The 20549-nt window shown below is 72.1% G+C and carries 21 protein-coding genes; 14 read left to right on the top strand and 7 right to left on the bottom strand.

Translation table 11 applies throughout. The features are described 5' to 3' along the window. Positions 1 to 24: 24 nt before the first annotated feature. Both AB0M82_RS34460 and AB0M82_RS34455 read left to right on the top strand, forming a co-directional pair. Entirely contained in the window at positions 25 to 954 is a 930-nt protein-coding gene (locus AB0M82_RS34460; protein ID WP_364731179.1) for a LysR family transcriptional regulator, read from the top strand. 78 nt (positions 955 to 1032) lie between these two features. Continuing rightward, positions 1033 to 1890, top strand: a complete 858-nt coding sequence (locus AB0M82_RS34455) for a sigma-70 family RNA polymerase sigma factor (RefSeq protein WP_364731076.1) — start codon at positions 1033 to 1035, stop codon at positions 1888 to 1890. Here the strand turns inward: AB0M82_RS34455 and AB0M82_RS34450 are convergent. Continuing rightward, on the bottom strand, positions 1887 to 2513 hold the full coding sequence (locus tag AB0M82_RS34450; RefSeq protein WP_364731074.1) for a (2Fe-2S)-binding protein: 627 nt from the start codon (positions 2511 to 2513) through the stop codon (positions 1887 to 1889). The two genes, AB0M82_RS34455 and AB0M82_RS34450, sit on opposite strands and share 4 nt — an antisense overlap. A gap of 43 nt (positions 2514 to 2556) precedes the next feature. Then, positions 2557 to 3408, bottom strand: coding sequence for a putative RNA methyltransferase (locus AB0M82_RS34445; protein WP_364731072.1), 852 nt, complete (start codon positions 3406 to 3408; stop codon positions 2557 to 2559). Positions 3409 to 3581: 173 nt separating this feature from the next. On the opposite strand from AB0M82_RS34445, the gene AB0M82_RS34440 reads away from it, so the two are divergent. The 3 genes from AB0M82_RS34440 to AB0M82_RS34430 are packed head-to-tail and all read left to right on the top strand — an operon-like array spanning position 3582 to position 7630. Continuing rightward, complete coding sequence (locus AB0M82_RS34440; RefSeq protein ID WP_364731070.1) at positions 3582 to 4970, top strand: ammonium transporter; 1389 nt, start codon at positions 3582 to 3584, stop codon at positions 4968 to 4970. After that, positions 4967 to 5305, top strand: coding sequence for a P-II family nitrogen regulator (locus AB0M82_RS34435; RefSeq protein WP_093952295.1), 339 nt, complete (start codon positions 4967 to 4969; stop codon positions 5303 to 5305). The genes AB0M82_RS34440 and AB0M82_RS34435 overlap by 4 nt, the downstream gene beginning before the upstream one ends. 9 nt (positions 5306 to 5314) lie before the next feature. Further along, complete coding sequence (locus tag AB0M82_RS34430; protein ID WP_364731067.1) at positions 5315 to 7630, top strand: [protein-PII] uridylyltransferase; 2316 nt, start codon at positions 5315 to 5317, stop codon at positions 7628 to 7630. Between the two features lie 94 nt (positions 7631 to 7724). Here the strand turns inward: AB0M82_RS34430 and AB0M82_RS34425 are convergent, their stop codons facing one another. From AB0M82_RS34425 to AB0M82_RS34415, 3 genes are all read right to left on the bottom strand, one after another. Beyond that, complete coding sequence (locus AB0M82_RS34425; protein ID WP_364731176.1) at positions 7725 to 9029, bottom strand: GGDEF domain-containing protein; 1305 nt, start codon at positions 9027 to 9029, stop codon at positions 7725 to 7727. 233 nt (positions 9030 to 9262) lie between these two features. Further along, entirely contained in the window at positions 9263 to 10024 is a 762-nt protein-coding gene (locus AB0M82_RS34420) for a glucose 1-dehydrogenase (RefSeq protein ID WP_364731065.1), read from the bottom strand. 23 nt (positions 10025 to 10047) lie between these two features. After that, positions 10048 to 10635: a TetR/AcrR family transcriptional regulator gene (locus tag AB0M82_RS34415; protein WP_364731062.1), complete on the bottom strand. Its 588-nt coding sequence runs from the start codon at positions 10633 to 10635 to the stop codon at positions 10048 to 10050. Between the two features lie 141 nt (positions 10636 to 10776). On the opposite strand from AB0M82_RS34415, the gene AB0M82_RS34410 reads away from it, so the two are divergent. Then, positions 10777 to 11157, top strand: coding sequence for a hypothetical protein (locus AB0M82_RS34410; protein ID WP_364731060.1), 381 nt, complete (start codon positions 10777 to 10779; stop codon positions 11155 to 11157). 53 nt (positions 11158 to 11210) lie between these two features. After that, positions 11211 to 12092 carry a Ku protein gene (locus AB0M82_RS34405; protein WP_364731057.1) on the top strand — a complete coding sequence of 294 codons (882 nt, stop codon included), beginning with the start codon at positions 11211 to 11213 and terminating at the stop codon, positions 12090 to 12092. Between the two features lie 276 nt (positions 12093 to 12368). Here the strand turns inward: AB0M82_RS34405 and AB0M82_RS34400 are convergent, their stop codons facing one another. Both AB0M82_RS34400 and AB0M82_RS34395 read right to left on the bottom strand, forming a co-directional pair. Beyond that, complete coding sequence (locus tag AB0M82_RS34400; protein ID WP_364731055.1) at positions 12369 to 12833, bottom strand: MarR family transcriptional regulator; 465 nt, start codon at positions 12831 to 12833, stop codon at positions 12369 to 12371. Positions 12834 to 12842: 9 nt separating this feature from the next. Further along, positions 12843 to 14636, bottom strand: coding sequence for an ABC transporter ATP-binding protein (locus AB0M82_RS34395; RefSeq protein ID WP_364731052.1), 1794 nt, complete (start codon positions 14634 to 14636; stop codon positions 12843 to 12845). A gap of 217 nt (positions 14637 to 14853) precedes the next feature. On the opposite strand from AB0M82_RS34395, the gene ffh reads away from it, so the two are divergent. From ffh to rimM, 7 genes are all read left to right on the top strand, one after another. Then, positions 14854 to 16395 carry a signal recognition particle protein gene (ffh, locus tag AB0M82_RS34390; protein ID WP_364731050.1) on the top strand — a complete coding sequence of 514 codons (1542 nt, stop codon included), beginning with the start codon at positions 14854 to 14856 and terminating at the stop codon, positions 16393 to 16395. Beyond that, positions 16392 to 17483 (top strand): amidohydrolase family protein, encoded by a 1092-nt coding sequence (locus tag AB0M82_RS34385; RefSeq protein WP_364731047.1) that lies wholly within the window; start codon positions 16392 to 16394, stop codon positions 17481 to 17483. Before ffh ends, AB0M82_RS34385 begins: the two co-directional genes overlap by 4 nt. A gap of 46 nt (positions 17484 to 17529) precedes the next feature. Then, a complete protein-coding gene (locus AB0M82_RS34380) occupies positions 17530 to 18255 on the top strand; it encodes a type II CAAX endopeptidase family protein (protein ID WP_364731044.1) in 726 nt (241 codons plus the stop codon). 103 nt (positions 18256 to 18358) lie between these two features. Next, positions 18359 to 19165: a type II CAAX endopeptidase family protein gene (locus tag AB0M82_RS34375; RefSeq protein WP_364731042.1), complete on the top strand. Its 807-nt coding sequence runs from the start codon at positions 18359 to 18361 to the stop codon at positions 19163 to 19165. A gap of 171 nt (positions 19166 to 19336) precedes the next feature. Beyond that, positions 19337 to 19780: a 30S ribosomal protein S16 gene (gene rpsP, locus AB0M82_RS34370; RefSeq protein ID WP_364731040.1), complete on the top strand. Its 444-nt coding sequence runs from the start codon at positions 19337 to 19339 to the stop codon at positions 19778 to 19780. After that, on the top strand, positions 19777 to 20016 hold the full coding sequence (locus AB0M82_RS34365; RefSeq protein ID WP_003103110.1) for an RNA-binding protein: 240 nt from the start codon (positions 19777 to 19779) through the stop codon (positions 20014 to 20016). Before rpsP ends, AB0M82_RS34365 begins: the two co-directional genes overlap by 4 nt. A 20-nt stretch (positions 20017 to 20036) precedes the next feature. After that, a complete protein-coding gene (gene rimM / locus AB0M82_RS34360) occupies positions 20037 to 20549 on the top strand; it encodes a ribosome maturation factor RimM (RefSeq protein WP_364731037.1) in 513 nt (170 codons plus the stop codon).

Here is a 20549-nt window from a genome sequence, read left to right as displayed (position 1 = left end):
GCAACCCTGGTATGCGTGAACGTCATGGACTTCGGTGACGTCTCCCTCGTGGCCCTGCGCGTGTTCCGCGAGGTTGCCGAGCGCGGCACGCTCACCGCGGCCGCGGCGGCGCTGGGCTACACGCAGTCCGCGGTGTCGCGCCAGATCGCGGCGCTCGAGCGGGTGGCCGGGACGCCGGTGCTGGAACGACGGCCCGACGGCGTGCGCCTCACCGCCGCCGGGAACGTCGTGCTGCGGCGCGCCATCGCGGTGCTCGACGAGATCGACGCGGCCGGGCGCGAACTGGCCGGGCTGCCCGCCGACGCCGGCACGGTGCGCCTGGGCTGGTTCCCCAGCGCGGGCGCGGTGCTCGTGCCGCGCGCCGTCGCCGAGCTGCGGCGCACGCACCCCGCGGTCACTGTCATCACCCGGGAGGGCACGACGCCGGTTCTCGTCCGGACGCTGCGCGCGGGCACGGTCGACCTGGCCGTGCTCGGCTCGGCCCCGCCGTTCCGGCCACCGGACACCGAGACGCCGGCGTTGCGCCTGGAGACGCTCGCCGAGCGCAGCCTCTGCCTCGCGGTACCGGCGGGCCACCCGCTGGCCGGCGCCGGGGCGATCGACGTCGCGGACCTGCGCGGGCAGCGCTGGATCGCCGGGCCGTCGGCGGGGGAGGCCACGCTGATGGGCGTGTGGCCCGGGCTCGACGAGCGGCCCGAGATCGCCCACACCGCCCGCGACTGGCTGGCCAAGCTGAACCTGGTCGCCGCGGGCTGCGGGGTGACGACGTTGCCTGCTTCGCTGGCCGAGGCGGTTCCGCCGGGCGTGCGGGTGCTGGCGGTGCGCGGCGGCCCGTCCGAGCGGCGGCGCGTGGTGCTGGCGCGGCTCCCGGGTCCGGTGGCCGAACCCGTGGCGCTGCTGGCCGGGGCGCTGCGCCGGGCGGCCGCGGCCGTGCCGGACCGCCGGGATGACTGAGATCACTCCCGTTCCGGTCACATCGCCTGCCGCCGCGGGGTCTACTGCTCCGAGCCCGGACGAGAGGAACAGGACACCGTGGACGCGCTGACCGAGCGGTTCGAACAGGAGCGGCCGCGGCTGCGCGCGGTCGCCTACCGGATGCTCGGTTCGGCGAGCGAGGCCGACGACGCCGTCCAGGAGGCCTGGCTGCGGTTCCACCGCACCGGCACGGGCGAGATCGAGAACGTCGGCGCCTGGCTGACGACCGTGGTCGCCCGGGTGTGCCTGTCCCTGCTGCGCACGCGACGCAACCACCGCGAGGAGCCGCTGGACGGGCAGCCCGAGCCGGGTGAGGACCGCCGGGACCCCGGGCAGGAGGCGGAGCTGGCCGACTCGGTCGGGCTGGCGCTGCTGGTGGTCCTCGACGCGCTGGGGCCGGCCGAGCGGGTCGCGTTCGTGTTGCACGACATGTTCGCGGTGCCCTTCGACGAGATCGCGCCGATGGTCGGCAAGACCCCGGCCGCCACGCGGCAGCTCGCGAGCCGCGCCCGTCGCCGGGTCAAGGGCGGCGCCGCGGCGGACGCGGACCTGTCTCGGCGGCGCAAGGTCGTCGAGGCCTTCCTGGCCGCGTCCCGGGGCGGGGACTTCGAAGCGCTGCTCACCCTGCTCGACCCGGACGTGGTGCTGCACGCCGACCGGTTTGTCGGGCCGGGCCCGGCGCCGGTCGTGCTGCGCGGCGTCGAAAGCGTGCGCCAGGGCGCGCTGCTGGCCTCCGAACGGGCCCGCGCCAGCGAACTGGCCCTCGTCGACGGCGCACCCGGCCTGCTCATGGTGCGGGAGGGACGGCTGGCGGTCGTCCTGGCGTTCCGCGTCGACGGCGACCGGATCACCGGCATCGAGGTCATCGCCGACCCGGAGCGGCTGCGCGGGCTGGAGCTCGCCGTCCTCGACTAACCCAAGGCGGCGCGCAGGCGGGCTTCACGCTCGGACGGCGTCTGGCGCGGGCAGCTCACACACTTCGGGTTGCCCACTTCGTAGATCAGGCAGCACGAGGCACGGCGTACGGCGGGTGTGCGGCCGACGCGCACGAACCGGGGTTTCGGCAGGCTCAGGCCGATCGCGGCCACCAGGGGTTCGGCCAGCGCCATCGCCCGCCCGGGGTCCGGCGTCCACAACAGCCGGTTGCCGATCGAGTCGGTCGCGATCGCGCCCAGCGCGCGTTCGCGGGCCCCGGTGACCGCGGCGATCGTCGTGATCGCCGTGCCGAGGGCGCCGGCGAACGCGGCGCCCAGCTCGGGCAGCCCGCCGTCGAGGAGCCGGGTCGACCGGGCGCCGAGGAACCGGCCGTCGGCCATGAGGTCGAGCTCCGTGGCGTCCAGCGACGGGTCGGCCGGCGTCCCGGCGACCAGGCCGTCGAGGGCGGGGGCCACCAGCACCGACGAGAGCGAGTACCACCAGATCGTGCCGAGCACCTCCGGCCGGGCGCAGCCGTAGAGCTTCGCCGCGCCGCCGATGCGGGCTCCCACCCACTCCGCGTCCGCGAGCAGGGTCGCGGGGGCGGTCCAGTCGGGCTTCACGCTCCCAGCCTTCCAGACGTGCCGCCAGGCCTTCGGAAACCGGTCACCGCCGCCGGTAGGTGGAGACGGTGAACGACACCGTGACGACCTGGGGTTCCGTCAGCGCGTCCAGGCGTTCCCGGCGACCGCCGCGGTCGAGGTGGAACGCGGCGGGGCCCATCTCCACCGCCTGGCGCACCTGCTGAGGCGAGAACTCCGCGGTGTGGCGGACCTCCGTGCGGCCGGTGCGGGCGAAGTACTCGCCGAGGGTGCTGTCGAGGCGTTCGTCCTTGCGCTCGTCGACGGCCAGCACGAGGTCGCCCAGCTCGTGGAGGTGGTCGGGGGCCGGGCCGGCGACCACCAGCAGGCCGCCGGGCCGCAGGACGCGGTGGAACTCCGGTCCGTTGCGCGGCGCGAAGACGTTCAGCAGGACCGATGCCACCTCGTCGCCCAGCGGCCACGGCTCCCACAGGTTCCACACCGCCGCGCCCAGGCGGGGGTGGGCCCGGGCCGCGCGCCGCAGCGCCATCGCCGAGACGTCCAGGGCGAGCCCGGTCGCGTCGGGCGCGGCGTCCAGCACGTGCGCCAGGTAGTAGCCCGTGCCGGCGCCGGCGTCGACCACGAGACCGCCGGCCTTCGCGCACACCCGCGCCAGCTCGTCGGCGAGCGGCCGGTAGGCGCCCGACGCCAGGAAGCCGGCGCGCGCCGCGACCATCGGTGCGGTGTCCGCCGTCCCGGAGGGGATTCGCGCGTGCAACAAGTTCACGTAACCCTGGCGCGCTAAATCGAAAGAGTGGCGGTTTCCGCAACGCAGCGTGCGCCCGGTTGCGCCGATCGGGTCACCGCACACCGAACATCGCAACGCGTCCACGACCCGGGGTGGCAGTGGGTCATTCCCGTGGTCGTCAGGGGCCATGGGGATATTCGACCACGACGTTTCGCAACCGGACACTCCACCACGGGTCTCCGGAAACCTGGCCGTAACAACCGGGCGCGGACAGTTCACGTGGGCGAAACCTGGCGAGCCGCCCCGTGAAACACCGCGAGCCAAAACTGCCATCGCACCAACCCAGGGCACGGGAGGACGATGTGCTGAACGCAGGAGACACCGCATGGGTACTGGCCAGCGCCGCGCTGGTCATGCTCATGACCCCAGGACTGGCGTTCTTCTATGGCGGCATGGTCCGCGCGAAGAGCGTCTTGAACATGCTGATGATGAACTTCATCGCGCTGGCCGTAGTGGGGGTGTTGTGGGCGCTTTACGGCTTCTCGATGTCCTTCTCCAACGACGCCTTCGGCGGCCTCGTCGGTAACTTCGACCTCGTCGGGCTGAAGGACACCGTCGGCAAGCTCGCGGGCTTCGTCACGGCCGCCACCAGCACGTCACCCGAAGTCGCCTGGCCGGGCGCCGACGGGCTGCCGGTGCTCGCGTTCGTGATGTTCCAGCTGATGTTCGCGATCATCACGCCGGCGCTGATCTCCGGCGCGATCGCCGACCGCGCGAAGTTCTGGGGCTGGACGCTGTTCGTCGGCATCTGGGTGACGGTCGTGTACTTCCCGGTCGCGCACTGGGTGTTCTCGTTCAACGGCTTCATCGGCGCCGACGCGGTCGGCGGCTGGATCGCCAACAACCTCAAGGCGCTCGACTTCGCCGGTGGTACCGCGGTCCACATCAACGCCGGTGCCGCGGGCCTGGCGCTGGCGATCGTGCTCGGCAAGCGCAAGGGCTGGCCGAAGGACACCGGCCGTCCGCACAACGTGCCGTTCGTGCTGCTCGGCGCCTCGCTGCTGTGGTTCGGCTGGTACGGCTTCAACGCGGGTTCGGCGCTGGCCGCCAACGACCTCGCCGCGGTCGCCTTCACCAACACGACCGTCGCCACCGCCGCCGCCGTGCTCGGCTGGCTGCTGGTCGAGCAGCTCAAGTTCGGCAAGCCGACCACCCTCGGCGCCGCCTCCGGCGCGGTCGCCGGCCTGGTCGCGGTCACCCCGGCGTGTGGTTACGTGAGCCCGCTCGGTGCCATCGCGATCGGTGTCATCGCCGGTGCGGTCTGCGCGCTGGCCGTCTCCCTCAAGTACCGGTTCGGCTTCGACGACTCGCTCGACGTCGTCGGCGTCCACCTGGTCGGCGGCATCGTCGGCACCCTGCTGATCGGCTTCTTCGGCACCACCAGCGTCAACTCCCTCGGCGCCGACGGCCTGTTCTACGGCGGTGGGTTCACCCAGCTGGGTCGTCAGGCCGCGGCGGCCGGTGCGGTGCTCGCGTACTCGTTCGTCCTGTCCTTCATCATCGGCTTCGTGATCAAGAAGGCCGGCGGCTTCCGCGTCAGCGCCGAGGACGAGATCAGCGGTATCGACGAGGCCCAGCACGCGGAAAGCGCGTACGACTTCACCGGGTCCAGCGGCGGCATCGGCCAGCCGACGACGATCCCGGTCAAGTCCGCCACCGGCCACGCGAAACTCGAGGAGAGCAAGGCATGAAGCTCATCACGGCGATTGTGAAGCCGTTCACGCTCGACGACGTCCGCTCCGCGCTGGAGCAGCTCGGCGTGCTCGGCATGACGGTCAGCGAGGTCCAGGGCTACGGCCGGCAGAAGGGCCACACCGAGGTCTACCGCGGTGCCGAGTACTCGGTCGACTTCGTGGCCAAGCTGAAGATCGAGGTCGTCACCGACGACACCAACGTGGAGAAGGTGCTCGACGCCATCACCACGGCCGCGCACACCGGCAAGATCGGCGACGGGAAGCTGTGGGTGACGCCCGTCGAGACGGTCATCCGGGTGAGGACCGGCGAGCGCGGCACGGACGCCTTGTAAGGCGACGGGATGGCCGACGGGGGCGAACTGGTCAAGGCCACCGAGCGATTGCTCGAGGGCAGGCACGGGAGGCTGGGGGCGTCCGCACTGCGGGCGGCCCTGGTCGACCTTTACGAATTCTGGCTGGGCAGGGGAGCCTCGGCGGCCGGCGTCGACACCGCGGAACCGGGTGTCGCGCTGGTCGCCGTGGGCGGGCTCGGCCGGCGGGAGCTGGTGCCGTTCTCCGATCTCGACCTGCTGCTGGTGCACAACGGCAACAGCGGCGTCGGGGAGATCGCGGACGCGCTCTGGTATCCCTTGTGGGACGCGAAAATCGGGCTCGACCACTCGGTCCGGACGCCCGGCGAAGCGCTGAAGGTCGCTTCGGAGGACCTTCGGACCGCCATGGGCCTGCTCGACGCCCGGCACCTCGCCGGCGACGCCGAGCTGACGGGCCGGCTGGTCACCGCGGCGCGGGACCAGTGGCGCCGCACCGCGCGCAAGCAGATCCCCGACATGACCGCGTCGGTCCGGCAACGCTGGGCCCGCAGCGGGGAGATCGCGCAGTCCGCCGAACCGGACCTCAAGCACGGCCGGGGCGGGCTGCGGGACTTCGGCGTCCTGGAAGCACTGGCCGCGGCGCAGCTCACCGCGCGCCCGGGCGAAGAACTCCTGGAAGCGAAGGAACTCCTGCTCGACGTCCGCACCGAGCTGCGGCGTGAGATCCGGCGTGAACGCGACGTCCTGTCCGCGCCGGAGGCCGAGCTGGTAGCCGCCGAGCTGGGGTTCGGCGACCGGTTCACCTTGGCCCGCAAGCTTTCCGGTGCGGGCCGCACGATCGCGTACGCGCTCGACGTCGCGCTCCGGTCCACTGTGGAGCCGCCGAAGCCACGCTTCGGACGGCGCCCGGCCCGGACGCCGCTCGCCGAAGGCGTGGTGCTGCACGGGAACGAGGTCGCGCTGGCCCGCGACGCCGTCCCGGCGAAGGACCCGGCGCTGCTGCTGCGGGTCGCCGCCGCGTCGGCGCGCACCGGCAAGCCGATCGCGCTCGGCACCCTCAAGGCGCTGGCCGAATCGGCGCCGGAGCTGCGCGCGCCGTGGCCGGCCGAGGCGCTGAACGCCTTGGTGGAGCTGCTGGGCGCGGGGGAGGGCATGGTCGACGCGGTCGAGTCGCTCGACCGGACCGGGCTCTGGGCACGGCTGTTCCCGGAGTGGGGCGCGGTCCGGGACCTGCCGCCGCGCTCGCCGGTGCACCAGTGGACGGTCGACCGGCACCTCGTGCGCACCTGCGTCGAGGCGGCCCAGCTGACCACCACGGTGCCGCGGCCGGACCTGCTGCTGATCGGCGCGCTGCTGCACGACATCGGCAAGGGCCGCGACGCCGACCACTCGGAACTGGGCGCCAAGATCTCCGCCCAGGTCGCGACCCGGCTCGGCCTGAGCCCGGCGGACGCCGCCACGGTGTCGGCGATGGTGCGCCATCACCTGCTGCTGCCGCACACGGCGACGCGGCGCGACATCGGCGAACCGGCCACCGTGGCGCGGGTGGTGAAGACCCTGGACAACGACATCGTCCTGGTCGAGCTGCTGCACGCGCTCACGCAGGCCGATTCGCTGGCCACCGGGCCCGGCGTCTGGACGGACTGGAAGGCGCGGCTGCTCGCCGAGCTCGTCTCGGGCTGCGAGGAGGTCCTGCGCGGGACGGGGTTCACCGCGCCCGAGCCGATGGACGACGAACAGCGCGAACTCGTCGCCCAGGCCGTGGCGTCGGGCAACGGCGAGATCCGGATCAGCTCGCACGGCAAGGTCGTCACGGTGCTGCTGGCCGTGCCGGCCCGCGCGGAGCTCCTGGCCCCCGCGGCGGGCGTGCTGGCGCTCAACTCGATGGAGGTGCACTCGGCGATCCTGCGCGGCCACGACGGCGGGCGTGCCGGGGTGTTCACGGCGTCGCCGAAGTTCGGTTCCCTGCCGGACGCGACGCTGCTGCGCGAGCAGTTCGCCCGTGCGGTCGCGGGCACCCTCCCGCTCACCCAGCGACTGGCGGCGAAGGAGCGCGACTACGGCTCACCCGACGCGGCCCCGGTCGCGCCGAAGGTCCTCTGGTTCGACGACGAGACGAGCGGCCCCGACACGGTGGTCCTCGAGCTGCGCGCCGCCGACCGGATCGGCCTGCTGTTCCGGGTGGCGGGGGCGCTGCGCCGCTGCGGCGCGGAGGTCCGCTGGGCCAAGGTGTCGACGCTCGGCGGCGCGGTGGTGGACTCGTTCGGGGTGACGCCCCGCAGCGGCCGCATCGAGCCGGGCTGGCGCCGGGACGTCGAGCAGGCGGTGCTGGCCGCGGCTTCCTGAGCGGTCCGGCAGCAGCATCCAAAGCCGTGAAGGCCACCTTGAGGACTCTGGGTGGCCTTCACGGCGGCCGCGCCCTCGGTGCCGCGGCGGAGGATCAGGCCGTCGCGGTGCCGTCGACGACCTGGTTGCGGCCCGCGTCCTTGGCCCGGTAGAGGGCCTTGTCCGCGGCCTGCAGCAGGCGCTCGACGGCCGTGCCGCCGTCGGGGTAGGTCGCCACGCCGATGGAGGCCGACAGGGCGCCGATGACGCGGACGTGGCTGCCGTCCTCGTACTCGACCTGCAGCGCCGCGATCGCCTCGCGGATGCGCTCGGCCACGGCCAGCACCGCCGCCGGGCCGATGTCGGGCAGCAGGACCACGAACTCCTCGCCGCCGAAGCGGCCGACCGAGTCGTAGTCCCGGACCGCGCTCTTGATCGTCGCCGCGACCGCGCGCAGGACCGTGTCGCCGGCCAGGTGGCCGTGCCGGTCGTTGATCAGCTTGAAGTGGTCCAGGTCGATCATCAGCACGCCGAACGTGCTCCGCGTGCTGCGCTGCGCCCTGGCCAGCTCGCGCGAGGCGAGCAGGTGCCAGCCGGTCGTGTTGAACAGGCCGGTCTTCTCGTCGGTCGTCGCGGCGATCTCCAGCTGCTTGATCAGCACCGCCCGGTGCAGCACCAGCAGCGGCGGGACGATCGCGACGGCGAGCGCGGGCAGCGTCGCCAGGGTCAGCGCCGTCAGCATGCCCAGGCAGAGCGTCGCGACTTCGAGGAGGTTGTCGCCGAGGCCGCCGAAGAACGCCTTCACCGAGCGGGTCGTGATCGTCAGCGCCGGGAGGATGGTGATCGCCGCGACCATGAAGTAGGTCACCGCGGCGAGCGTGATGGCCGTGACGCCGCGCCAGCCCGATGTCAGCGCGGCGTACATGTCGCCGACCCCGGACTGTGCCAGCACGAAGTCGGCCGCGTAGCAGGTGACGACGACCAGCGTCGCGTTCAGCGTGGTCCGGAACGGCGGAACGCGCTTCATCCGCGACAGGCTGCGCGTCGCCAGGTGCACGTACAGAACGGCGACCAGCGCCGCGCCGAGGGCGGGTGGCAGGAGCAGCACCCCGGCGAACGTCCAGACCGACGTCAGGTTGATGTGCGGGGTGTCCGACACCAGCCGCCGGACGCGCTCGATCTGCCGGCCCAGCTCCGCCTGGAGCACGCCGAGGCCCGCGAGGACGCCGAAAACGGCCAGGTCCCACGCCCGCACGGGCACCGACACGGCGGTCCGGACGGTGACCACGAGTGCCACCGACTCGACGAGGAAGCAGTAGCAGAGCAGCGACCGGCGCTGCTGCCAGAGGGCCCAGTGAGCAGGGCGGAGCGCCCCTCGGATCCAGCCTGCCCGGGGCTCGGCCGGGCAGGCGCCGTCCATACTCAAGGCGGTGCCACTCCCCTGGGTGATCCGACGATCCGCGTCCACCCCATCACACCGGGCGGCCGCGATCGATGATTACCACACGATCGGAGCAGTGAAGGGAGGCCGCCACCATGCGCAACCGCGAATCCTGACCCACGCCGTACATCCAGTCCGTCTCAGCCACGAGAGGGGATCGTCACCATGCGCAACCGTGAATCCTGAAACCCCGCCGGCCGGGGTGGGGCCGCTCAGGCGGTCGCGCCGCCGTCGACCACCAGGTCGTGACCGACGGTGAACGCGGCTTCGTCCGAAGCCAGCCACAGCACCGCGGCCGCCACCTCGGCGGTGGCGCCCACCCGGCCCAGCGGAAGCGCTTCCTTCAACCGCGCGGCCCGGTCCGCCGCGGTCTCGCCGGGACGCAGCGACATCTCCGTGTCGGTCGGGCCCGGGCTGACGGCGTTGATGCGGACCCCGTCGGCGATGTGGTCGCGCGCCGCCGTACGGGTCAGCGCGCTCACCGCGGCCTTCGACGCCCCGTAGGCCGCCAAGTACGGCAGCCGTCCGTGCGCACCGATGTTCGAGGCCATGTTGACGATCGCGCCGCCGCCGTGTGCCCGCATGTGCGCGACCTCGTGCTTCAGGCAGAGCCAGGTGCCGGTGAGGTTCGTGGCGATGACGGCGTTGAAGCCGTCCTCGCCGAGGTCCGCGGCCGGCGCCGGCTCGCCGAGGATGCCCGCGTTGTTGAACGCGACGTCCAGGCCACCGTGCCGCGCGACGACCGTCCCGACCATCCGCGCCACGTCGGCGGAGTCGGTGACGTCGACGGTGACCGCGCTCGCCGTTCCGCCGTCGGCCTCGATTTCCTTCACTGTCGACGCGAGCCGCTGCTCGTCGCGCCCCGCGACGACCACGGTCGCGCCTTCGGTGGCGAACGCCCGCGCCGTCGCCCGCCCGATGCCCGAGCCGCCGCCGGTGACGAGGACGACCTTGCCCGTGAATCGTGCCCCCATGGTGTGCCTTCTTTCTGGTCCGATCATTCTTGAATGAGTACGCGCATTGCTTGAGACACGGCGGCGTCCAGCCGCGGCGCCGCGTCGGCGCCCTTGCCCAGGACCCGCAGGCCCTGGAGCACGGTGAGCAGGAACCGGGCCAGCGTCGCCGGGTCGCTGCCGCCGGGGAGTTCGTCCTGGGCCTTGGCGCGTTCCAGCGCCATGGTGAGGGCCACCTCGAGGGTGTCCCAGCTCCGCTCCACGATCCGGGCGACCTCCGGATCGCGGGGGAGCAGCTCGATCGCCGCGTTGACGACGAAGCAGCCGATGGGCCCGGCTTCGCCCAGGATGTCCGCCACGTAGCCCGCCATCAGCCGGCGGACCGCGGGCACGCCCGGCCCCGGCTTCGAGAGCTCCGCCATGACCCGGGCGTCGGTGCGCTCGGCGTAGCGCTTCAACGTCGTCACATAGAGGTCGTGCTTCGTGCCGAAGGTGGCGTACAGGCTCGCCTTCGCGACGCCGAGGTGGGTGACGAGGTCGCTGACCGACGTCGCTTCGTAGCCCTGACGCCGGAAGAGTGCGAGGGCGGCGTCGCAGGCTTCGTCGACGTCGAACTCCTTGATCCGGGACATGACTCGAACCCTAGCGGTTTCGAGAACGATCGGTCAAATAAGCCGCGCTCGCGATGACCCGGTGTGTCGCGTCCGGCGACGGCCGGTGCCGGTGGCACTATTGCTCCCCGACATGGCTCCCCGACCGGAGGGTGGTGAGCGGTGCTGGGGCACGAGCAGGATCCGCCGCGGCTGACGCTGCCGCCGACGGTCGTCGCCACCCACCTGCGTTCCTGCGCCGAAGAACTCGCCGCAGGCCTGCGCTGTGGCGGCCCGGGCGCCACGACCACCGAGCTCACCGACGTCGTCGCCCACCTCGTCGCCGGCCAGGAAGCCATCTCGCACGCGCTCGCCGGCCTCGTCGCCCGCGTCGAAGGCGGTGCGAACGCGCTCGCCGCGGCGCCGCCCGTGGACGTCGAAGTGGTCACCGAAGTGCTCCGGGCGGCGGCCATCGCGGCCCGATGTTCGGCCGAGGCGCTCGACGAGGTCACGCCGTCGTTCGAATGTGTGAGCGAATCCGTCGCCCCTGACACCCGTTTGTAGCTGTCGTCGCGCACGGCCGCGTGGCTAGCCTGGGAGCTGCGGAGGTGGCACGCATGCGCGCGGTGTGGACGGGCACGATCGGGTTCGGCAGTTACGCCATCCCGGTGAAGGCGTACAGCGCGACCGGGGAGCGGGAGATCCCGCTGCACCAGGTCCACGAAGCCGACGGCGGCCGCGTCCGGGTGAAGCGGGTGTGCGAGGTGGACGGCGCCGAGGTGCCGCCCGAGGAGATGGTCCGCGGCTACCCCGTCCCCGGCGGGGACGTCGTGCTGCTGTCCGACCACGAGCTGGCGTCCCTCCCGATGCCCGGCCGCACGATCGCCATCCGCGGCTTCGCCCCGCTCGCCGACGTCGACCCGATCTGGTTCGCGAAGAGCTACTACCTCGAGCCCGAGCCGGCGGGCACGAAGCCGTACGTGCTGTTCAGCGAGGCGCTCCAGCAGTCCGGCCGGATCGCGCTGGTCACCGTCGCGCTGCGCCGCCGCGAGACGCTCGGCGCGCTGCGCGTGCGCGACCAGGTGATCGTGCTCGAGACGATGCTGTGGCCGGATGAGGTGCGGGCCCCCGACTTCCCGTTCCGGCACGCCGACCTCGACATCCGCCCCGGCGAGCTGCGCCGCGCGGTGAACCTGGTCGAGGAGCTGACGGGCGAGTTCGACCCCGGGCGCTACCCGGACCGCTACCGGGTGGCCCTGGAGTCGCTGATCCGGTCGAAGATCGACGGCGCCGAGGTCGTCCAGCCGACGGCCGCCGAACAGGGCGAGGGCGTCACGCGGCTGCTGGCGGCGCTGCAGGAGACCGCGTCGGAAGCCGAGGACGCGCGCAACGCGGCCGTCGCGAAGGCCAAGGCCGCCGCATCGAGAGCGGCGAAGGCGCGTACGACGGCGAAGCAGGCCGCGACGCGCAGCCGTGGGCGGACGAAGACGTCCGGCTGAGTATTACTACCCACGGGTAATTGAGGGTTCTCACACTGAACCGGCCGCCGTCCGCGCGGCAGACTTCGTCCTGCCAGCGAGTACCGGATCGCTGGTGAGGGGGAAAGTCCGGACGGCCCCTGGGGAGGTGAGCTGTCCGGGTAGCAGGGTTCCGGGGCGGGCCGAAGGAGGAGCGGTCCGTTCCCGGGACCCGTGCCGCACCGCGGGGAGGCGGGGCGGCGAGGGGGTGGCTCGAAGGCTGCCGCGGAGGGATCGAGGGGTCTCCGCGGCAGCCTTTCAGGCGTCCGCGACCCGCAGGAGCAGGTCCGAAGCCAGCTTCAGCAGCTGCCGCTCGGTCGGGGAGAGCGTCGATTCGAGCGCCGCCGCCAGCCAGCGTTCCCGCCGCACGCTGTACTCCCGCAGCACCGCCAGCCCGGCCGGGGTGATGCTCACCAGCGAGCGGCGCCCGTCCTCGGGGTCGGCCGTGCGGGTGACGAGTTCGCGTTCGGTCACCCAGGCGAGGATCCGGGTCAGCGACTGCGGCTGCAGCCGTTCCGCTTCGGCCAGCTCGGTCGGCGTGTGCGTGCCCGCCCGGTAGAGCCGGCTCAGCACCGCGAGCACCGCCGGGCCGGGGCCGTTCGGGTCGCGCTCGGCGCGCATCCGCCAGTTGAGCCGCCCGACGCTCTCGCGCACCCGCCAGGCCAGGTCGGCCAGCTCGGGGTCCGCGCTGACCGGCGAAGCGACGTCGGGTTCGGGGTGCATGGCCCCAGATTACTGATCCGTTCCCCGCACCAGCCGGGCATAACGCCCGTCGCGCGCCAGCAGCTCCTCGTGCGTCCCGCGTTCGGCGATCCGGCCTTCGTGCAGCACCACGATCTGGTCTGCGTGCTCCACAGTGGACAGCCGGTGCGCGATCGTCAGCGTCGTGCGGCCCGCGGCGAGCCGGTCGAGCTCGGCCTGCACCGAGCGTTCGGTGCGGGTGTCGAGCGCGCTGGTCGCCTCGTCGAGGATGAGCACCGGCGGGTTGCGCAGCAGGATCCGGGCGATCGCCATCCGCTGCTTCTCGCCGCCGGAGAACCGGTAGCCGCGCTGCCCGACGACGGTGTCGTAGCCCTCGGGCAGGCCCGCCAGGGTGTCGTGGATGTGCGCGGCCTTCGCGGCCTGTTCGATCTCTTCGTCGGTCGCGTCCGGCCTGGCGAAGCGCAGGTTCTCGCGGACGGTGTCGTGGAACAGGTACGTCTCCTGCGACACCAGCCCGACCCCGGCGGCCAGCGAGGCGAGCGTGACGTCGCGGACGTCGGCGCCGTCGATCTTCACCGAACCTTCGTTCACCTCGTAGAGCCGCGCCACCAGGTACGCCAGCGTCGTCTTGCCGGAGCCGGTCGAGCCGACCAGCGCCGTCGTGGTCCCGGCGGGGACGTCGAGGTCGATGTCTTCGAGCGTCACCGGACCGTCGTCGTCGTAGCGGAACGAAACCCCGCGCATCGAGACGTCGCCGCGACGCACGACCAGCTCGGCGGCGCCGGGTTTGTCGGCGATCTCCGCCGGCAGGTCGAGCACCTCGAAGATGCGGCCGAACAGCGCCTTCGACGTCGCCACGTTCTGCCCGATCGTCTGCATCGCGGTGGCCGGGGCGACCAGCCTGTTCAGCATGCTGGTGAAGGCGACGACGGTGCCGAGCGAAAACGGCGTCGCGCCGCCCGCCAGCGCGAGCCCGGCGATCCAGTAGACCAGCGCGGGGATCGCCGTCAGGCTCATGCTCCGCGACGCGACCTGCCAGCGCCCGGCCAGCGCGCCGGCCCGTTCCAGTGTGGCGATCTCCCGCGATTCGGCGCCGAACCGCTCGCGCATGGCCCGTTCGTTGCCCATCGTCTTGGCGAGCAGCACGCCGGTGACCGACAGGGACTCCTCGACCATCGTGGTCAGCCGGGCCATCCGCCGCGTCCGGCCGCGGGCCAGCGAGCGCCGCTTGCGGCCGAGCCGCAGCGTGAACAGCAGGAACAGCGGCACGACGACGAGGGAGAGCGCCGCCAGCTGCCAGTCGAGCGCGACCAGGGCGACCGCGATGGCGATCGTCGTGGTGGCGTTCTGCACCACCGACCCCGCGGTCGTGGTGATCACGTTGTCGACGCCGCCGATGTCGTTGAAGACCCGCGAGAGCACTTCGCCGCTCTTCGTCCGGGTGAAGAAGCCCAGCGACATGCGCTGCAGGTGGCCGTAGACGGTGACGCGCAGCTCGTTCATCACCCGCTGCCCGATGGTGTTGGACAGCCCGGTCGTGGCGACGCCGAGGGAGCCGCTGCCGACCGCGCAGGCGATCATCCCCCCGGCCAGCAGGCTGATCAGGACCGTGTCGCGGTGCGGCAGCGCTTCGTCGAGGATCTCGCGCAGGAGGAACGGCGAGACGACGCCGAGGCCCGCCTGCAGCACGATCAGCGCGAACAGTGCGCAGAGCGGCCCGCGGTGCGGGCGGAACAGGCCGGCGATCCGGCTCAGGGGGACCGGCTCGTCGGCGTCTGCGGCCGGTTCGGCGAGCGACGGACGCGGTCTGGTCGCGGAAGTCATACACGTATGTTTACTTATCGGCGGCGCCGACGCCAGCAAGTTTCGTTCAAGGGTCCATTTTGTGGCGTTACTGCCCGGAAGAGTAGTAAGTTAATGTTTACTAGTCATGTAAGGGACTTTCGCGTACCCGCGAGGTAGGGGAGCCGGAGCGACTACCCTCGGAGGGGCCGGCCCGGTCCGGCACGCCACTCTCGACCCAGCTGGAGCGTGCACACCCGTGTTCGACACCCTGTCCGATCGGCTCACCGCCGCCCTGCAGACGCTCACGCGCAAGGGCAGGCTGTCCGACGCCGACATCGACGCCACCGCGCGCGAAATCCGCATCGCGCTGCTGGAGGCCGACGTCGCCCTCGGCGTGGTCAAGACCTTCATCGCGAGGATCAAGGAACGAGCGAAGGGCGCCGAGGTCTCCGAGGCGCTCAACCCCGCGCAGCAGGTCGTCAAGATCGTCAACGAGGAGCTCGTCGGGATCCTTGGCGGCGAGACGCGCCGTCTCAACCTGGCCAAGACCCCGCCGACCGTGATCATGCTCGCCGGCCTGCAGGGCGCGGGCAAGACGACGCTCGCCGGCAAGCTCGCGATGTGGCTGAAGAAGCAGGGCCACGCGCCGATGCTGGTCGCCTGCGACCTCCAGCGGCCCAACGCCGTCACGCAGCTGCAGGTGGTCGGCGAACGCGCCGGGGTCGTCACCTTCGCGCCCGAGCCCGGCAACGGTGTCGGCGACCCGGTCGACGTCGCGCGCCGCGCCATCACCGAGGCGAAGCACGCGCAGCACGACGTCGTCGTGGTCGACACCGCGGGCCGCCTGGGTGTCGACGAAGAGCTGATGAAGCAGGCCGCCGACATCCGCGACGCGGTCGAGCCGGACGAGGTCCTGTTCGTCGTCGACGCGATGATCGGCCAGGACGCCGTGACCACGGCCCAGGCGTTCCAGGACGGCGTCGGCTTCAGCGGCGTCGTGCTCACCAAGCTCGACGGCGACGCCCGCGGTGGTGCCGCGCTGAGCGTCCGCGAGATCACCGGCCAGCCGATCCTGTTCGCCTCCAACGGCGAGAAGCTCGAGGACTTCGACACCTTCCACCCGGACCGGATGGCGTCGCGGATCCTCGGCATGGGTGACGTGCTCACCCTGATCGAGCAGGCCGAGCAGGCCTTCGACCAGAAGCAGGCCGAGAAGACCGCCGAGAAGCTCTCCAGCGGCCAGCTCACCCTCGAGGACTTCCTCGAGCAGATGCTCGCGGTCCGCAAGATGGGCCCGATCGGCAACCTGCTGGGCATGCTGCCCGGTGCCGGCCAGATGAAGGACCAGCTGGCCCAGGTCGACGACAAGCACCTGGACAAGCTGCAGGCGATCATCCGCGGCATGACGCCGGCCGAGCGCGAGGACCCGAAGATCATCAACGGCTCGCGGCGGCTGCGCATCGCCAACGGTTCCGGCGTCACCGTCCGCGAGGTCAACGACCTGGTCAACCGGTTCTTCGAGGCCCGCAAGATGATGGCCCAGATGGCCGGCCGGTTCGGCTTCGGCGGCGGAGGCGGCGGCTCGAAGTCCCGGAAGGGCAAGAAAGGCAAGAAGGGGCGCGGGCCGACGCAGCCCAAGGTCCGCGGCGGCTTCCCCGGCATGCCGATGCTGCCCCCGGGTGGCGGGATGCCCGGCGGCGGGGGGATGCCCGACCTGTCGAAGCTCGGCGGCATGAACGACGTCCCGGGCTTCGACCCGACGAAGTTCAAGCTGCCGAAGAACCCCAAGGACAATTGAGCGGGGCGTCGGGGGAAACGACACTGCACGTCGCCGGGGTGCTCCTGCCCGGCGGCGAACCGGCGGAGCTGTGGATCACCGGCGGCCGGATCTCGTTCGAGCCGGTGCCCGGCGCCGGATCGCTCGGCCGGGACGTCTTTCTCGTGCCCGGCCTGGTCGACGCGCACTGCCACCCCGGCATCGGCGTCGGCGGGCCGGTCTCGCTCGAAGAGGCGGCGGCCCAGGCGGTCGCGGACCGGGATGCGGGCACGCTGCTCATCCGGGACTGCGGCCTGCCGATCGACGTCCGGCCGCTGCAGCGGCGGGCCGACCTGCCCACGATCATCCGCGCCGGCCGGCACCTCGCACTGGCCAGGCGCTACATCCCGGGCCTCGGGATCGAACTGGACGATCCGTCGCAGCTGCCGGAGGCCGTCGCCGAGCAGGCGCGCGACGGCGACGGCTGGGTCAAGCTGGTCGGCGACTGGATCGACCGCGGCGCCGGCGACCTCGCGCCGCTGTGGCCGGACGACGTCCTGGCCGAGGCGGTGAAGGTGGCGCACGAACACGGCGCCCGCGTCACCGCGCACGTGTTCGGCGAAGCCGCGCTGCCGGGGCTCATCGCGTCCGGCATCGACTGCCTCGAGCACGGCACCGGCCTGAGCGCGGACCAGCTGGCGGAACTGGCGCGCCACGACGTCGCGCTGGTGCCGACGTTGATCAACATCGAGAACTTCCCGGGCATCGCGGACCGGGCGGGCAAGTACCCCACGTACGCGGCGCACATGCGCGCGCTGCACGCCGGCGTCGGGGAGATGGTCGCCTCGGCCGTCGAAGCGGGCGTGCGCGTCTTCGCGGGCAGCGACGCCGGCGGCATGGTCGAGCACGGCAGGCTCGTCGACGAGATCGAGGCGCTGCACCGCGCGGGGATGACCCGCGAGCAGGCCCTCGCGAGCGCGTCCTGGGCGGCCCGCGACTGGCTCGGCCACCCCGGCATCGCCGACGGCGCGCCCGCCGACCTGCTCGTCTACGCGAGCGACCCGCGCGAGGACCTGGGCGTCCTCCGGCATCCGTCGCGGATCGTGCTGGGCGGCGTCGTCTACGCGTAGACCCCCGCCGTTTTCCTTGCGGGGTCGGCACTTTAGCGTTGGGCCCGTGACGGAAGACGACGGCGCACGGCGCGTGCTGGGGGCGCACTGGTGTTTCGTGGCGTTCTTCGCGGGCATCGCCGGCTACTACCTGACCAACCTCGTCATCGCCGCGGCGGTCAACCGCGACGTCGGCGAGTTCGACCCGCTGGAACTGCGCGACGTCGGCCCGCTTCTGCTCCTGGCGTTCGTGCCCAACCTCCTGCTCGGCCTCGGCCCGGCGGCGGGCTCGTGGCTCTGGGGCGACGGGCTGCGCGCGGACTTCGGCCTCAAGCCGACCTGGCGCGACGTCCGGATCGGCCTCGCGTGCGGCGTGCTCGCGCTGGTCGTCGGCTACCTGCTCAACCTGGTGCTGATCGCGGTCTACGGCGCGGACGACGGCTCGGACGGCCCGTTGACCGACCTCGCCGACACCTTCGACGGCGACACGGTGTGGCTGGTCCTCGCGGCGGTGATCGTCATCGCGGGCGCGCCGATCACGGAGGAACTTCTGGTCCGCGGCACGCTGTGGAAGGCGCTGTCGGTCCACCGGATCCCGTCCTGGGTGGTGCTTCTCCTCACGGCATTGGTGTTCGCCCAGCTGCACGGCGAGCCGACCCGCACGATCGCCCTGTTCGGCCAGGGCATCGCGATCGGGCTGGCCCGCCACCTGTCCGGCCGCGTCAGCGCCGGGGTGATCGCCCACGCGGCCAACAACCTCCCGCCCGCGGTGCTGCTCTTCGTCACCCACTGACGTTGCGAAGATCGATGGACAGTAGCCGGACAGATACTGTGAGATCACATTCCGGCGGCTAATCTCGGAAGCCAGGAGCCGAGCGAGCGCGGAGGGGCAAGGCGTGACCACTTCCCAGCCTCGGGACCCGGCTCCCGACGCGACGCCGTTCCCCGAGGAGCCGCCGCCGCCCGAGGAGCCCGCCTTCCTGCCGCCCCCGCCACGGCACCGGTGGGGGTTCGGCGCCTTCCTGCTCGTCGAGGTCGTCCTGCTGGCGTCCGCGGCGTTCATCTCCGCGCTGGTCGGCGACACCGGTCCCGGCCCGCTGCCGATGCGGGTCGTGCTGCTCGGCACCATGCTGCCGACGATGATCGCGGCCGGCGTCGCGGTGCTGATCACCTTCGTGCGCGGCAACGGTCCCGTGCTCGACCTCCGGCTCGAATGGCGCTGGGCCGACGTGAAGACCGGCTTCCGGTTCGGCTGCGTCGGGCTCGTCTTCACCACCTTCGGCGCCTACCTCTGGACGCAGCTGGTCGGCAACGCCAACGCGACGTCGGCGATCAGCGCGCTGGTCGAGGACCGCAAGATGTCGGTGTCGGCGGCCGTGGTGATGTTCGTCTACCTCTGGCTGCTCGGGCCGATCTGCGAGGAGATCATCTACCGCGGCCTGCTCTGGGGCGCCGCGGAACAGCTGCAGTGGCGCAGTGAGCGCTGGGGCCGCGTCGCGGCGTTCCTGCTGACGACGGCGGTGTTCGCGGCCAGTCACCTCGAGCCGCTCCGGACGACGTTGCTGCTGGTCATCGCGGTGCCGATCGGCCTGGCGCGGCTGGTCACCGGGCGGCTGCCGGGCAGCATCGTCGCGCACCAGGTCAACAACTTCCTGCCGGCGCTCACCATCCTGCTCGGCGCGCTCGGCGTGGCCTCTTTCTGAGCCTCTTTCCCGGCCCGCCGACACCGTCTGGCAGAATGGTGCACTGCCTGCTTCCGCCGGACCCTCTCACCGTGCGAAAGCTCCTGACCTTCGGGTGCCCGCGTCCGTGTCCCCACTCGGCCCGCGTGTGCCCAGCCCAGCACCAGAGAGATTCGAGGAGAACCCACACCCGTGGCCGTCAAGATCAAGCTGCAGCGCCTCGGCAAGATCCGTGCGCCGTACTACCGCATCATCGTCGCCGACGCGCGCACCCGCCGGGACGGCAAGGCCATCGAGACGATTGGCAAGTACCACCCGAAGGAAGAGCCGAGCCTGATCCAGGTCTCTTCCGAGCGCGCCCAGTACTGGCTGGGAGTCGGCGCGCAGCCGACCGAGCCGGTCCAGCGCCTGCTCGAGATCACCGGTGACTGGCAGAAGTTCAAGGGTCTGCCGGGCGCCGAGGGCACCCTGAAGGTGGCCGAGCCGAAGCCGTCCAAGCAGGACCTGTTCAACGCGGCGCTGGCCGCGGCCGGCGAGGAGCCCACCACCGAGGCCACCACGCCGAAGAAGAAGTCCGCCCCGAAGAAGGCCGAGGCCGAGAAGGCGGAGGCCGCTGAGGGCGAGAAGTCCGAGTGAGTTTCCTCGCGGACTCCCTCGAACACCTGGTGCGCGGGATCGTCGACAACCCGGACGAGGTTCGGGTCGAGCTGCTGACCACGCGCCGTGGCCGCACGCTCGAGGTGCACGTGCACCCCGACGACCTCGGCAAGGTGATCGGCCGGGGCGGTCGCACGGCGACCGCCCTGCGCACCGTCATGGGCGGCATCGGTGGCCGCGGCGTCCGGGTGGACGTCGTCGACACCGATCGCTGAGCCGGGTCGGACTGGTCAGGATGGACGTCGTAGTCGGCCGCATCGCGAAAGCGCACGGCATCCGCGGGGAACTAGCGGTGGACGTGCGCACGGACTCGCCGGAAGAGCGGTTCAAGATCGGTGCGGCTCTCACGACGAAGCTGCGTGACGGCAGCAAAAGGGAACTCACCATCGCAGCCGCCCGCGAACACAGCGGGCGGCTGCTGGTGCGTTTCGAGGAGGTCCTGACCCGCGACGTCGCCGAGACGCTGCGGGGGGCCCTCCTGCTCGTCGACACCGAGTCGCTCCCGCCCACCGGGGACCCCGAAGAGTTCTACGACCACGAGCTGGCCGGCCTCCGGGCCGAACTGCTCGACGGGACGGTGGTGGGCAAGGTCGTCGAGGTCGCCCACTCGCCGGCGGGTGAGCTACTCGAGCTGGACGTCGACGGCCGCGAGGTCCTGGTGCCGTTCGTCCGCGCGATCGTCCCGACGGTGGACATCGCCGGCGGCCGGGTCGTCCTCGACCCGCCGGAAGGGCTCCTGGACGCCTGA

The organism is Amycolatopsis sp. NPDC051128, from assembly GCF_040682715.1.
Classification (GTDB): Bacteria; Actinomycetota; Actinomycetes; order Mycobacteriales; family Pseudonocardiaceae; genus Amycolatopsis.
The sequence above is the reverse complement of the archived record's forward strand: the minus strand, read 5'-3'. Positions and strand labels throughout refer to the sequence as shown.